This is a genomic window from Flavobacterium hydatis (genome assembly GCF_000737695.1).
GTDB lineage: Bacteria > Bacteroidota > Bacteroidia > Flavobacteriales > Flavobacteriaceae > Flavobacterium > Flavobacterium hydatis.
The window spans coordinates 125696-141399 of the sequence record NZ_JPRM01000006.1; the positions used below are offsets into that span (position 1 = coordinate 125696).

The 15704-nt window shown below is 30.6% G+C and carries 11 protein-coding genes; all 11 read right to left on the reverse strand.

Annotation, left to right across the window (positions count from 1 at the left end; genetic code table 11):
* Positions 1–2 precede the first annotated feature (2 nt).
* Positions 3–1154: a glycosyltransferase family 4 protein gene (locus tag IW20_RS25725; RefSeq protein ID WP_035619580.1), complete on the reverse strand. Its 1152-nt coding sequence runs from the start codon at positions 1152–1154 to the stop codon at positions 3–5.
* Positions 1151–2668: a murein biosynthesis integral membrane protein MurJ gene (gene murJ / locus IW20_RS05040; RefSeq protein ID WP_035619583.1), complete on the reverse strand. Its 1518-nt coding sequence runs from the start codon at positions 2666–2668 to the stop codon at positions 1151–1153. Before murJ ends, IW20_RS25725 begins: the two co-directional genes overlap by 4 nt.
* Positions 2669–3006: 338 nt before the next feature.
* Positions 3007–4077, reverse strand: coding sequence for a Wzz/FepE/Etk N-terminal domain-containing protein (locus IW20_RS05045; protein WP_035619585.1), 1071 nt, complete (start codon positions 4075–4077; stop codon positions 3007–3009).
* A gap of 14 nt (positions 4078–4091) precedes the next feature.
* Positions 4092–6521 (reverse strand): SLBB domain-containing protein, encoded by a 2430-nt coding sequence (locus IW20_RS05050; protein ID WP_035619929.1) that lies wholly within the window; start codon positions 6519–6521, stop codon positions 4092–4094.
* Between the two features lie 70 nt (positions 6522–6591).
* Positions 6592–7638, reverse strand: coding sequence for a dTDP-glucose 4,6-dehydratase (rfbB, locus tag IW20_RS05055; RefSeq protein WP_035619587.1), 1047 nt, complete (start codon positions 7636–7638; stop codon positions 6592–6594).
* Positions 7639–7647: 9 nt separating this feature from the next.
* The gene (locus tag IW20_RS05060) at positions 7648–8655 is read right to left on the reverse strand and encodes a mannose-1-phosphate guanylyltransferase (protein WP_035619589.1); all 1008 of its coding nucleotides are present in this window, start codon (positions 8653–8655) and stop codon (positions 7648–7650) included.
* A 30-nt stretch (positions 8656–8685) separates the two neighbouring features.
* Positions 8686–9969: a nucleotide sugar dehydrogenase gene (locus IW20_RS05065; RefSeq protein WP_035619591.1), complete on the reverse strand. Its 1284-nt coding sequence runs from the start codon at positions 9967–9969 to the stop codon at positions 8686–8688.
* Between the two features lie 306 nt (positions 9970–10275).
* Positions 10276–10740: a UpxY family transcription antiterminator gene (locus tag IW20_RS05070; RefSeq protein WP_035619593.1), complete on the reverse strand. Its 465-nt coding sequence runs from the start codon at positions 10738–10740 to the stop codon at positions 10276–10278.
* 72 nt (positions 10741–10812) lie between these two features.
* Positions 10813–12204 carry a UDP-glucose 6-dehydrogenase gene (locus IW20_RS05075; RefSeq protein ID WP_035619595.1) on the reverse strand — a complete coding sequence of 464 codons (1392 nt, stop codon included), beginning with the start codon at positions 12202–12204 and terminating at the stop codon, positions 10813–10815.
* 56 nt (positions 12205–12260) lie between these two features.
* Complete coding sequence (locus IW20_RS05080; protein ID WP_035619597.1) at positions 12261–13241, reverse strand: SDR family oxidoreductase; 981 nt, start codon at positions 13239–13241, stop codon at positions 12261–12263.
* Positions 13242–13267: 26 nt separating this feature from the next.
* Positions 13268–15703 carry an exopolysaccharide transport family protein gene (locus tag IW20_RS05085; protein WP_035619599.1) on the reverse strand — a complete coding sequence of 812 codons (2436 nt, stop codon included), beginning with the start codon at positions 15701–15703 and terminating at the stop codon, positions 13268–13270.
* Between the last annotated feature and the right edge of the window lies 1 nt (position 15704).

Here is a 15704-nt window from a genome sequence, read left to right on the forward strand (position 1 = left end):
AATTATAATTTTAATTTTTTAATTTGGGTTTGCCAAGATAAATCACCAACATTATATCCTTTATAAACATCAATATTTCGCTTTCCTATTACAATTTCATTTAAAACTATTGATAATCTATCATGGTCGTTAATTGGAATACAGGCTCCATATTTTTCATTCTCAATTATATCTCTACAAGCAGCTACATCTGTAGAAACCAAATAATTTCGAAATCTTTTTGCTTCTGGGAAAACAATAGGATATCCTTCCCAGTCTGATGTTAAAACAAATACTTTTGCACGATTGTAAAATTCCCAAAGTTCATTTTTATCAAAAATAGGACCTACAAAATTTACAGATTTTATTTTATCGGGATTCTCTTTGTAAAATAACTCAATAGTTTTCTCTATCCTTGAATCTATAGTTCCAATAAAACAAACTTGCCAGTTATTTAACTTCACTTTATTCAAAGCTTGCAAAAACATTTCTGTATTTTTTTCTGGACTCCCTAATCTACCAACAGTAATTATCAAATTCTCTTTTTCATCGTATGCTCGTTCTTGCAAATGCAATGACTGTAATAACTCTTCATCAAATCCATTAGGTACCAATTCGAGCTTATTTCCAAATTGAAACTCTGGAAGGCTAGATTCTTTTATTTTTTTATAAGTGATTGATGTCTCGCATGAGAAACAATCTATCAATTTCAATGAAACGATTTTAATCTGTTGGTGAACGTAATATTTAAAAGAAAATGAAGAATTATTATTATTTTTTTCAACTATTACATTTGGATTAATATCTAACTTCACGTAGACTTTCCCTTTTGGATTTAACTTCTTATAAAGAAGTGATTGTAATTCATAGTATGGAGAGCAACTACGAATAAACATAAGTAAGTCAATAGATTTAGCATGTTTAATAATATATAAGCATGTTTTAATGATTTCCCAAAATGTAGATTGCGATTCTTGTCTATTAATTCTTAATGGATTAAGTTTTACTCCATTTATTGCCTTCGGAAGATCTTTATTCTTTTCCGAAGGTGTATATACTATATTTACATTATAATCAAGTTCTTTCCCTAAGTAGTAAGGCACCAAAAAAACATCCTTACTAATATGTTCTGGCCAAAGTGGATTAAATACTAATGTGAGATTCTTTTCGCTCATTTTCTTAAAACTTTAGATATTATTTTTTTTCCATATAACATAATATTTACATCTAGGAATTTTGAAAAAATAGTAAACATAATTAATAACACTATTGCATTCACAAGAAGTTGAATAAACATAACATTTGAGACTGGTTTTAAATTAAGAAAATATAATACCCCAGATATTAGAAACAATATTGAGATATATTTAGCTATGCGCAAAAACATCAAAAACTTTCCATCCAACATGACAAAATAGCTTAGAATAAAAGCTGTTAATAAATGACCTAAACCTACAGATATAGGAAATACATTAATTCCTAACTTATCTACCATACTGATATTAAAGACAAGTACAATTCCCTGAGCTAGTATTCCCCAAAAAGCATATATCTTTCCTTTGTTTGAAGCCAGTAAAATTAAACCAAATATTATATAAAGAATAATTCCGATAAATGCTAAACCATAATAGCGCATTAAATTGGTAATGACTAAAAGTGCATCTGAAGAAACTTTACCATGTTCGAAAAAGAATTTAATTAAAGGAGTAGCTGATCCAATAAATATAGGCACAGTTAGGCACATAATAGCAAAGCAAGTAGCAAAATTTTCCTTAACAATTATTGCAAATTTATCTTTATCTTTTTGCGCAAAACTTTTAGCTAACATGGGCACCATAACCGTAGTTAATACACTGGAAATTACTGACTGAAGTATCATTGAAAACTGACGAGCATAGTCTAGTGAAGAAACACTTCCATCACCCAATGAATTGGCAATTAATTTTTCAGCTAATTGATTAATTTGACCTGCAAAATAGGGAAAAAAGAATGGTAGAGCAAAAAGAATAAAAACTTTAATATCTTTCCAATATATTATCCAAAAAGGACGGAGTTTAAATGATTGTTTTTTTAAATAATAGATTACAGCTATCAACAACAATAGAATGGCCACGTATTGTGATATTGCTAACGAATAAATTCCAATAACAGGCGCAAGAAAAATAATCATTAATAAATTACATACTGATGATACAGAACCAGCAAACTCTGGAAGATAATAAATGTCATACGCATTTAGCACACTTATACCTATAGAAGTAACTTGATTAATTAATAATGTTGGCAACATAATCATCATCAACGAAACAATAAGTGATAACTTTTTCGGAGATCCTGTAGGATCTAAAAGATGAGCAATAGGGTGAGTAAATATAAGAACAATAAAGCTTACAATTATTGTAACTAAAATAGTAAATCCTACCAAAGAGACAGCTTTGGATAATGCGGCCTCTTCACCTTCCATTTCTTTTATAAAAACAAACTTAGTACGAAAGGTTTCATCAATAGGTCCCCATAAAGCCAATCCAAATGTAGAAAAAATAGTCGTAGTCAAAATCCATGCATCTCGTTCTATACTTACTCCAAAATACTTAGCTGTTAACGGCAACGTAACTATCGATAATGACATTCGAAGAAGACGTAATATAAAAAGGTAAAATGTTGTTTTTTTTAAATTAGATTCAGGCATATATATTTTTGTAAAAGAACTGACTACTATTTTAAATCTCCCTTATTTATCTCGACAATACCTCAGAAAACTGTATTTACAACATAAAACAAATCCTACTTAAATAATGTTTCTTATTTTTTTGATTTTACAAGTAATAGTATTACCTATCCCTGATTACATAATAATGCTTATTTCTTTACGAATATTAATAGTTGATAATAATAAATTCCTGAGTTATAATTTCATATCTAAAAATTACACTTTATATTATTATGATTCTAATAGTAAAAGTCAATTCTCTTTCATCCACATTTATCTTAAAAAACTTAATTAAATTACATGAATCATTTTAATTACTACAGTACCATTTCTTTAAATATCTTTCTGAAAATTAGACATAAAACTGTAATAAAACCAGCTAGAACACCTCCTAATAGAATTCCTTTTGCCTTTCCAAAACGTTCTTTAGACAGTGGCAATATAGGCTTATCAATAACTTGAATTAAGGGTGTTTCCTTGCGTAAGGTAACTTTTGCCAATTCTGCCTGTTTGACTAATTCAGTAAGTATAACAGTATTAGCCTGAACGTCTACTTGTCTTCTTGCTGAAGGTGCGCGGCGAACATTAAGTGCTGGATTCAAATTAAAAGTATTATCATTAGCAACTGCAACTCCAGTTATAGCCCCGTTAAGTTCGCCTCGAATAGAATCAACTTGGTGATCTAGAATAGCCATATTCATTCTAGCTTTTTTACTTTTAGTATCTACATAAAAGTCAGACACTTCTTTAGCTAATGCCTCACAAAAAAATTTAGAAAATAATTCATTATTAGATGACATATCAATAGTAATAATTGCAATTTTTTTTTCTTTCTGAGCTACACTTAATCCACCTTTCGACAAGTTCGAGTATATTCCTCCTAAAATACTATCATGTACACGCGTAAAATAATTACGCTTTTTATTTGGTAAAAACTTAATATTAGCAAATTTCGGATTAGTTTGCCAGATATCACGTATTCCATTAATTTCGATATACATTTCGGCCAAAGAAATTCTTCTATTTTTATAATTGACAGGAGTTAATAAAGTTTGTTCGACCATTCGACGGGATTTAAACAACTCTGTCAAATTAGAACCTGTAAAGATACTTCCCCCACCTCCCAGGTCGAAACCCAATGAACCTGCTAAACCCAATGCCCCACCTAAACCACCTCCTCCAGATTTTTCATCTTCTAAAGCAAATGATAATGTTGCAGTATAAATTGTTTTTTTAGACATTGCATATGTTAATCCTAAAACTGCTCCGATGATACCTACAAGTATAATAATTTTCCATTGAGAAAACAAATAACTATACCACTCTCTTACTTTTTGCAATAATTCTTTCAACGAAATCTCATCGTTTTCAATTAGTTTATTATCCATTCTTTAAACTTATTTTATTTAAAAGCCGTTAAAATCAATAATGCTAAACTAGAAACAACACTACCTATTCCAACCCATTCTCCTGGAGTCATTTTTTTAGTTACTGGTTTTTCAGGAACCACGATTTGAGAATCGGGTGTAACTTTAGGATATGATCTAAAGAACAAAAATGAACTAGCTACAGCAGCTTTCCCATTCGGATATATTATATAAGCTTTTTTCTTCCAACCCATATTATCAACTCCTCCTACGGCATTTAGGTAATACTTGAAACTTTTTCCACTTCTATATGGAATTTCTGAAGTCAGTAATACGTTACCCGTTACTTTTACACCTTCATTATATGTTGCAACTTCTATTTCATCACCAGGAAACAAAGTAACATTCGAATAATGATTTTTATCATTTACAATTCTCTCCCAATCCACAGGAATAGTTGCATATTTTAATTCTTCTTTTAATTTCTTAGTTAATTTTTTTTCCTTTAAAGAATCTTCTTTAGTTAGATTCAAATCTATACTTTTTAATTTTTCAATTTGCTCTTCTTTAATAGGCCTTTTAATTTTCATTCCATCAAGATTTGCAATTGATGTTAATCCTCCAGCTCGCATTACAACATTATATACCGTTTCTTTTTTATTTGCCAAAACATATTTACCTGGATATGAAATTGCTCCACTAATTTTTACCATTTCTGGCTTTTCATAAACAGCCATTCTTCGTACATTAATAACGTCAAAAGGTTTTAATGCAAAATTTTTAATCTGTTCATTATTATCCGCAGTAATTTCAAGTTCAAACACATCAACTCGTTTGGGATCGGTATCATTTATTGCATCAGATTTTATCATTCTCGCAACTTCTACACGTTTTGACGCAGAACCTGTTAATCCACCAACCTGAACGACTAAATCATTTAAAGTTAAATTTTCATAAAATTCATATTCACCAGGATTTTTCACTTCACCATCAATCGTAATTTTATACTCCTCTCTAAAATCCAAAATAGAATATACTGTTACAATATCTTCCCTTTTCAAAAGTAGATCAGCATTTAAATCTCCTGACAAAGCATTAGCCAGATCAACATTTACAATTTCTGTTGTTAAATCAGATTTTAAACGAATAATTCGCGCTCTCTTTGTATAAGCATCTTCTTTTAGACCTTCTGCTCTTGTTATTAACTCCGATATACGCATTCCTTCTGTAAAAGAATAGAAATCTGGTCTAAAAACGGCACCATCAATTTGAATACGGTTTTCGAATCTATTTAAAATTTTTGCAACTTTAACAACATCTCCCGATTGTGGTTGATATACCCTAAACTCACTTTCATTCACATCATGTACCTTAAACTCTTTCCCTGTTTTTTGCAATATATTTACAGATGCCGTATAAGCAAACTCATTAAATCCTGAAGCAAATAACAATAAGTCACTAAACGTTTCTCCTTTTTTCATTTCAAAAATCCCCGGACGCTTTACTTCTCCCTCTAAAGTCACTCTCTGACTATAAGCTGGAATTCTGATTACATCATTTTCTTTCAAACTAACATTATCAGATTGATCTCCTTTTACTAGAAATTTATAAATATCTATATTCTTATATATTTTGCTATTACGAATCAATTCAATGTTTCTATAACTTCCATTCTTCCCAGGTCCTCCTGCTAAATGTAAAGCATTATAAACGGTTGCTAAAGATGAAACGGAATAATTCCCTGGTTGTTTTCCTCCAACAATAGTAACTTTAATAGTACGTATTTGCCCCAAACTAACACTAACTTGAGATTGTCCAGAACGTACTGTACTATAAACTCTTGCTATTGCAGCTTTTATTTTTTGAGTTGCTGCTTCAATTGACATACCTGAAACAGCAATTTGACCTACGTAATCAATTGTAATTTTACCTTCAACACTCACAGGAGCATTTGAGTTATATTCCTGAACTCCATAAACACTTATCTGCAATTCATCACCTGGACCTAAAATATAATTCATAGGAGTGGCCAATTTTAGATCTGGCTCAAAATTTAAAGTTGGATTATCAAACAATTCAGAACCAAAAATTAGAGCATTTACAGTATCTTTAACTTTATTATTAATAACTTCTATTTGTTTCCTCCCTGACTCACTCTTTTTATTTTTTTCATTATCCTTCGAGTCTTTATCTTTTGAATCTTTTTTAGAAATTGCATCTAATCTCCCTTTTAATTTAGAAAATTCGGATTTACTCATCCCTTTTGATAGAATTGCTTCTTCCGCATCATCTATAGTAAGGTCTTTAGCATCTAATTGATTTTTAATTTTATTAATATCACTATCTGATAAATAATCAACCTTAACAGTACTTAGGTCTTTAGATTGCAGTATATCCTGAGCTGATATATTTAATGACACAAAAAAAGTAAATAATAATACTAGTACTGCCGTTATCTTTTTCATAGTTAATTTTAAATAAAAATTCATTTGAATAGTCTCTAATCCAATAATCTGAATTAAAAATTACAATATTTTAAGAATATTGTTTTTTGTAATAATCTTTATAAATTCCAGATGTTACATTTTGTAGCCATTCTTCGTTATTAAGATACCAATTAATTGTTTTTTCTAGACCTTCCTCAAAAGTTACTGAGGGCTCCCATCCTAATTCAGTATTAATTTTTGAAGCATCTATTGCATAACGTAAATCATGCCCAGGTCTATCTTTTACGTACGTGATTAATTCTTGAGAAGTCCCTTTATTTCTTCCTAGTTTTTCGTCCATTATTTGGCATAATAATTTGACCAAATCTATGTTTTTCCATTCATTAAAACCTCCAATGTTATATGTTTCATGATTTTTCCCATTATGAAAAACCAAATCTATTGCTATAGCATGATCTTCTACAAATAACCAATCACGTGTATAATTACCATCCCCGTAAACTGGTAAAGGCTTATTATTGATAATATTATTGATAAAAAGTGGTATTAATTTTTCAGGGAAGTGATAAGATCCATAATTATTAGAACAATTCGTTAAAACATAAGGCAATCCATAAGTTTCTCCATAAGCCCTTACAAAATGATCAGAACTTGCTTTTGAAGCAGAATAAGGTGAATTTGGGGCATATGATGTTTTTTCTGTAAATAATCCTTGTGTTCCTAATGAACCATAAACTTCATCAGTACTAATATGATAAAATCTTTTTCCTTTAAAGTTATCTTTCCAGTGATTCTTAGCAGCATTCAATAAATTCATTGTACCAATCACATTAGTTTTCACAAATGCCAAAGGATCTTCTATTGAACGATCAACATGTGATTCGGCTGCTAAATGTAAGACTCCTTCAAAATCATACTCAGAAAAAAGTTTAATTATAAAAGACTCATCAACTATATCTCCTTTAATAAAAGTATAATTTGGTTCATTCTCAATATCTTTAATATTTTCCAAATTTCCTGCGTATGTCAATGCATCTAAATTGAAAATATGATATTCTGGATATTTTTTGACGAAACGTCTTACTACATGTGACCCAATAAATCCAGCACCTCCAGTTATAAGTATTTTTTTCATCTTATTTTATTAATTCAATAAATCTGATTTTTGATTTTCTAATTCACAATATAAATCTTTTACATCTTGTGAACTATCTTTATGTAATATCAAATTAGCCGTATCTGTATATACAAAAATAGTGTTTTTTAATCCTAAAAAAGTAGTATGCTTATCTGAGCCTATAACCATGTTTCCGTATTTATCTACAAAATGTCCTTTAGTAATTAAATAATCATAAACAGACTCAAAAGATCCCAAATCAGACCATGCAAAAGCAGCAGGTACAACTTTTATTTTCTTACTTCGCTCCATTACAGCATAATCAATACTTATTGAAGGAATTTCTAAAGATAATTCTAAATCTAAATTACCATTTTGATTAAGTTCCCAAGTTTTTTTAGATTTTTCATACACATCTGGTTGATAAGCTTTCAATTCATCTAATAAAACACCTGCTTTAAAACAAAACATTCCACTATTCCATAAAAAATTTCCTTGCGCAATAAAACTTTTTGCAGTTACACTATTAGGCTTTTCCCGAAACGAAATTACATCGTCTCCTTTTGATTCTATATAACCATATCCTGTTTCAGGCTTAGTAGGTAAGATTCCAAAAGTCACAATGTATCCTTCTTTTGCTTTTTCTATTGCTTTTTCTATTGCTTTATTATACTCCTCCATTACATCAATAATATGATCTGAAGGCGTTACAATCAGAATATCATCAGGTTGCGAAGCAAAGGCCGCAAATGCAATAGCCGCCGCTGTATTTCTTGGAGTTGATTCAACAATGTTTATGTAAGGCATTTCTAACTTATTCATTACTTTTTCACTCAAATGACAATTATCAACATTTCCAACGACCATTACTTTATCAGCTAAACCTGTATTTCGTTCTACTGTCATTTCAAACAATGATTTTTCTTCGAAAATTTCTAAATATTGTTTAGGTTGACTTTTACGAGAAAGTGGCCATAATCTACTTCCTACTCCTCCGGTTAAAATAACATGTATAATTGAATTCTTTGTATTCATCTTTTTATTAATAAACTGAATTATTTCTTTTTATAACCTACTATCAGATATATTTCCTAACACACCTTTTACATCATACAATAAACTATTCGTTTTTTGTAATTCTGTAAAGTTTAAATTTAAAAAATCTGTATGTGCTACTCCTAAGACAACAGCATCAAATTTTTCTTTAGGAATTGTATTTGTTATATCTAATCTATATTCTTTATGTACTTCTTCTAAACTTGCTAATGGGTCAAATATTGTAATTGCAATACCATATTCTTTTAAAGCTAGTATTAAATCTACAATTTTAGTATTGCGAACATCAGGACAATTCTCTTTAAATGTAATTCCAAGCATTAAAAGATTAGCTCCATTTACCGAAATCCCTTTTTTCAACATTAACTTCACTACTTGAGAGGCAATGTATTCTCCCATACTGTCATTTAAACGTCGTCCTGCTAAAATAATTTCAGGGTGATATCCAAATTCTTGAGCGCGTTGTGCCAAATAATAAGGATCTACACCTATGCAATGACCTCCAACTAATCCAGGTTTAAATGGTAGAAAATTCCACTTTGTTCCTGCAGCTTTTAAAACAGCCTGTGTATCAATTTGCATCAAATTGAATATTTTTGCTAATTCATTTACAAATGCGATATTAATATCTCTTTGTGAATTTTCAATCACCTTTGCCGCTTCAGCAACTTTTATTGTTGGTGCCAAATGCGTTCCAGCTGTAATAACAGTTTTATACAAATCATCAACTCTCTTACCTATTTCTGGAGTTGAACCCGATGTTACTTTTAATATTTTTTCGACAGTATGCTCTTTATCTCCAGGATTAATTCTTTCTGGCGAATAACCCGCATAAAAATCAATATTATATTTTAATCCAGATATTTTTTCCAAAACTGGTACGCATTCCTCTTCTGTTACTCCAGGGTAAACAGTAGATTCATAAATAACAATATCTCCGTTTTTTAAAACAGAACCAACTGTTTCGCTTGATTTATATAAGGGAGTTAAATCTGGTCTATTATTTTTATCAACTGGAGTTGGTACTGTAACAATATAATAATTACAATCTTTTATATCTTCTATTTTAGAAGTACAATATAAGCCAACAGTATCTCCAACTTTATCAAGTAATACTTTTTGTAGTGTTATATCATCAACTTCTAATGTTGTATCAGTACCCGATTGCAAAGAGCTAATTCTGGACTGATTGATGTCGAAACCAACAACAGGATATTTTGTTGCAAATAACCTAGCCAATGGCAAACCAACATAACCTAAGCCTATAACTGCTATTTTTATGTTTTTATCCATTATTACTAGTCTTTTTTAGTTATTTTAATCATTTATTAACACAGCTCCGCTTATCCAAGTCACATTTTGACACAGATAAGCGAACATACAATTTCGGCAAATATACCATAATAAGGCTATTAATTGGATATCAAAAACCATGGAAAAATCAAAAAATAGACTATTCAACATAAAAAAAACACAACCAACTAAAAATCAACACTAAAAATTCATCTCATAAAAATGTTAAACACAAAAAAATCACTAAAATTAGTGATTCTTTTTTATCATAAACTCTTACAAGTAGTCTTCATTTATCTTATTAATTTATTTGTATTTTATCTTCAACACACAACCTAATGATTCCAAAACCAAAATATAATGAGTATTCGATATTTCCTGAACAATTGCATCCTGATTACTAAAAGCTCCAGAATCTAGTTTTATTTTATCTCCAATTTTAAATGGAGCCACAGAAACTTCACTAATAGTTGGAGAATTCAAACTATTTTTAATAACATTTATTTCTTCATCTCTTACAATTGCTGGCTTTCCCAACCAAAACAAATAACGAATTACCCCAGGAGTTTGAAACACTAAGTTTCTATCCAAATCTCCTAACTGAACAAAGACATAAGAATTAAATAAAGGAACTTCTACCTTTTTTTTTCTGTCTGACCATTGTCTAATTTGAGTAATTAATGGACAATAAGATGTAATACCAATTTTATTTAATTGGTCCGCTACTTTTTTTTCCCATTTGGGCTTCGTATAAACTACGTACCAATTCATTATTTATTATTTATTATGAGATTTACTTATAAACATTTATACAATAATCCTCCATTAACCACAATCAAGATCCTAAGAACCAATCCCTAAATAAACGAATCCAATTTCTTCTAATTCTTCTCTATTTAATATATTCCTCCCGTCAAAAACAAAAGCTGGCTTTTGCATAGAATCATATATTTTTGTCCAATCATAACCTACAAATTCATCCCATTCTGTTAGTACTGCAATTGCATGCGCTCCATTACAAGCATCATAAGCATTATCAGAAGTTGCAACCATTTTTGCGTTTTCTTCTATACTTCTAGTTTCTAAATAATTTAAATCATTCAGCATTTTTATTCTAGAAACTTTAGGGTCATACACAGCAATCATTGCTTGTTCATTAATTAAATCATCTGCTACATAAATCGCAGCTGACTCACGAGTATCATTTGTATCTTTTTTAAAGGCCCAACCTAAAAATGCTATTTTTTTTCCTGAAACAGTATTATATAATGTTTGAACTATTTTACTAGAAAACCTTCTTTTTTGGTGGTCATTCATAATAATAACCTGTTCCCAATAATCAGCCACTTCATGCAATCCGTATGTTTTAGCAATATACACTAAATTTAGGATATCTTTTTGAAAACAAGATCCACCGAATCCAACAGAAGCTTTAAGAAACTTAGAACCGATTCTGGTATCCATTCCGATTGCTCTAGCTACTTCATTTACATCTGCTCCCGTTTTCTCACACAATTCAGACATTGCATTAATTGAAGATATTCTTTGGGCTAAAAATGCATTTGCTGTCAATTTTGATAATTCCGACGACCATACATTTGTAGTAAGTATTTTATCTGATGCTACCCAATTTGAATATACTTCTACTAAAGCATCTATTGCTGCTTTACCTTCTTTTGTGGTATCTCCACCAATTAAGATTCTATCCGGATTTAATAAATCTGTTACCGCTGTTCCTTCAGCTAAAAATTCAGGATTTGATAGTATTTGAAACTGAACTCCATTTCCTGTATTATCCAAAATACTCTTGATGGCCTCAGCAGTTCGTACTGGTAATGTCGATTTTTCGACTACAATCTTATTATCTTTTGCAATTTTTGCAATTTGTCTTGCACATAATTCGATATACTTCAAATCTGCCGCCATCCCTTTACCCTTTCCATAGGTTTTGGTAGGTGTATTTACAGATATGAAAATAATTTGAGCCTCATCAATAGCTTTTTCAACATTGGTAGAGAAAAATAAATTTCGTCCTCTAGCTTCTCCTACAATTTTATCAAGGCCTGGCTCATAAATAGGAATATTATTAGTATCCTCATCATTCCACGCATTGATTCTTTCTTCATTTAAATCAACTACTGTAACTTGTATATGCGGACATTTTTGCGCAATAACTGCCATTGTTGGCCCTCCAACATAACCCGCTCCAATACAACAAATCTTTGTGATTTTCATCTAATTAAATTTATAAATGTTTTATTTTATATTTTTCATTCTACATTAAAAGAATGTTATTCTTTCAAATTGTTCCAATACCAACTTACGGCTTCTTTCAAGCCTTCTTGTAATGAGTATTTAGGATTGTAATCCAGTAGTCTTTTCGCTTTATCAATACTTGCTAAAGAATGCGGAATATCCCCTGCTCTATTGGGGCCATATATTATTTCTACTGAAGCTATTTTAGAATCATACTCAGACAAATATTCTTTCAAATAACCTACTAAGTCATTTAATGTATTTCTATCTCCGTACGCTGTATTATAAACCGTATTTATTGCTTCAGGATTCTTTGTCGCAATTGCCAAAGCATTCATCTGAATCACATTATCTATATAAGTAAAATCTCGAGAGAAATTCCCATCTCCATTAATCAACGGACTTTCTAATGCCATTAATTGCATAACAAATTTAGGAATCACAGCAGCATATGCTCCTTTCGGATCTTGCTTTCTCCCAAAAACATTAAAGTAACGCAATCCGATAGTTTCTAAACCATAAGTTCTACTGAAAATTTCAGCATACAATTCATTAACATATTTTGTAATTGCATAAGGCGACAATGGCTTACCTATAACTTCTTCCACCTTAGGTAATCCTTCTGAATCTCCATAAGTAGACGAACTCGCAGCATAAATAAACCTTTTTACTTTAGCATCTCGTGAAGCTACCAGCATATTTAAGAAACCTGAAACATTAACATCATTGGTTGTAATTGGATCATTTATCGACCTTGGAACTGAACCTAAAGCTGCTTCGTGCAAAACATAATCAACTCCTTGTACAGCATTAACACAATCTTCAATATCACGAATATCTCCTTCTATTAATTTAAAATTAATATTCGAGATAAAATCTTTTAAATTGTGTCGATGTCCTGTCGAAAAATTATCTAAACAAACAACTTTATGTCCTTGCTCTAAAAAATATTCGCAAAGATTTGAACCAATAAACCCAGCTCCTCCTGTAATTAATATCGTGTTTTGTAATTCCATAATTAATACTTTAAAGTTACTCGATATTATTTTTTACTCAATTTATTAAATATAGACTGCATAAAACTTGGCTTTTCAGCCTCTTCATGATATCCGTTAGAATAATTACCATAACCGTAAGTTGTACCGTATTTAGCTTTATTCTCGAATCCATTCAAGACTATACTCGCATTTGTTAGCTCACCTCTTTTTACCCTATTATTCAACAACGTAATCATATCCTTTTTGGTATAATTCTGCCTCACAATATATAGCGTTACATCACTATATTGTGCCAATTCTAAAGAATCAGAAACAAGTCCAACTGGAGGTGTATCTAAGATAATATAATCATATTTTTTCTTCAACTCATCCATAAATTCTTTCATAGTCTCTCCTAAAATTAATTCTGAAGGATTTGGAGGAACTGGCCCTGACAGTATAACATCCAGATATGGTATATTGGTCGCATTCGTAATCTCTGCTAGGCTTTTTTTCTTAATCAAATAATTCACGACTCCAACTTCATTAGTCAAATTAAATTCTTCCGCCAATCTTGGTTTTCTTAAATCCAAACCAATAATAACAGTTCTTTTTTCGCTCAAGGCGAAAACAGTAGCAATATTAATCGAACAAAATGTTTTTCCTTCACCACTTACCGACGAAGTTATCATTAATGTTTTTGCTCCATCAACTTGTTGCTTTTTATATAAAAACTGTAATGAAGAACGTATTGCTCTAAACGATTCTGACAATGCCGATTTTGGCCTGTCGAAAACTGCTAAACTAGATGCTTCTCCACTTACTCCAATTACTCCAATTAACGGAATCTGAGTTTGCTTGCTAACATCTTCTATATTCTGAATCGAATTATTAATAAAGAAAAGAGCCAAAATCACAACTAACGGAATCAGCAACCCTAAAAATAATGCCAAAACATAATTAACAGATGTTTTAGGCCCTATTAATCCTCCGCCAACATCTTTGGCCGGATCTATAAAATGAATATCTGATAGATTGGCTGCTTTTACAATATCAGCTTCACTCCTTTTTTGAAGAAATGTGCTATAAATATTATCACTTAAATCATACTTTCTTTTAATCTTTAATAATTCTTGCTGCTCTTCTGGTAACTTCTTTATGGTACTTTCTGTTTGGCCAATTTTACTATTGACCATTGCCAAATCATACTGCAATGAGGCTTTTGCCGAAGCTATATTTTCTAACAGTACGTTTTTGACAGCCATCATTTGATTATCAAAATCTTTAAAAATTTTATCACTTTTTACAGCATAAGCCATTTCTGATCTTTGTGTAGAAAGCGAAATTAATTTAGAAACATTTACAACAATATTTGGATCTTCAATTCCGGCTACTGATGGTGCTGGTAATTTAGAATAATCAACACTATTTTTCAAATATGCTTTTAACGAATTATAATAAGCTACTTTACGGGTAATTTCATCTCTTTCGATATCAAAATCCATAATCTTGTCCGAAAACTTAGCTCCTCCTTCTTCTATGTTATAAACGTTTTTACCTTTTCTGAATGACTTTAACTCATCTCCTGTTTCTTTCAGCTGAGATTCCATTGCTACAAGTGTACTGTCAATAAAATTAATTGTATTTGTAGCAAACTGGTTCTTACTATCAAGCTGGATTTTCATCAACATTTTTACGGTAGAATTTAAATACTCTACCATTCTTGCTTTGTTCGTTCCTTGCATCCCTAAGGTAAGTATAGAACCGCCTCTTTCGTCCGATTGTACATTAACTCCTCTATATCTTGCTACCGTCCCGTCAAAATCATTAAATCTTATAAAATATTCTTTGCCTTTATAAAACCCTGGATTATCATTTATCTGCAATTTCCAATTTAAAAAAGGTAACGAAACTTGCTCACCAACTTTATACTTTTTTACAAATTCGCCAATTTCAACAGCAGTATTACTACGAGAATTATTTGTATAAGTAATTAATGAAACCGAATTATTCTCAAAAGGAATTCTGATTTCATATTCATTATCACTTAAAAATTTAATACTTATTAACGAACCTGCTAATTGTCCTTTTGATTTATCGATAGTCACATAAAAAGGAACTGCTCCGTAAGCATCTACCAAATTATACTCTCCTTGTTCTAAATAATCTATATAATATTGTAGTTTATCTACAACTAGCTCGTTATGAGACCGAGATTGCAACACTGTAGTTGTGCTAGTCATCTGATCTGATGTTCCGCCCCAATTAAAAACCAGACTTGTATTTGAGGTGAAAAATGGATTATTTTCTTCTTTTATGGAAATCAAAGTTTCCATTCCGTAAATTTTTTCTTTGCGAATATTTACTTGATAAGCAATTGCAAAAGCAATAATTAAGCTCACTAAAAACCACTTCCAATACCCTCCGATTTTTAATAAAAATCCTTTCAAATCAAAACTTGATTGATTATCAAAAATCGAAAAATCTCTTATATCTAACATT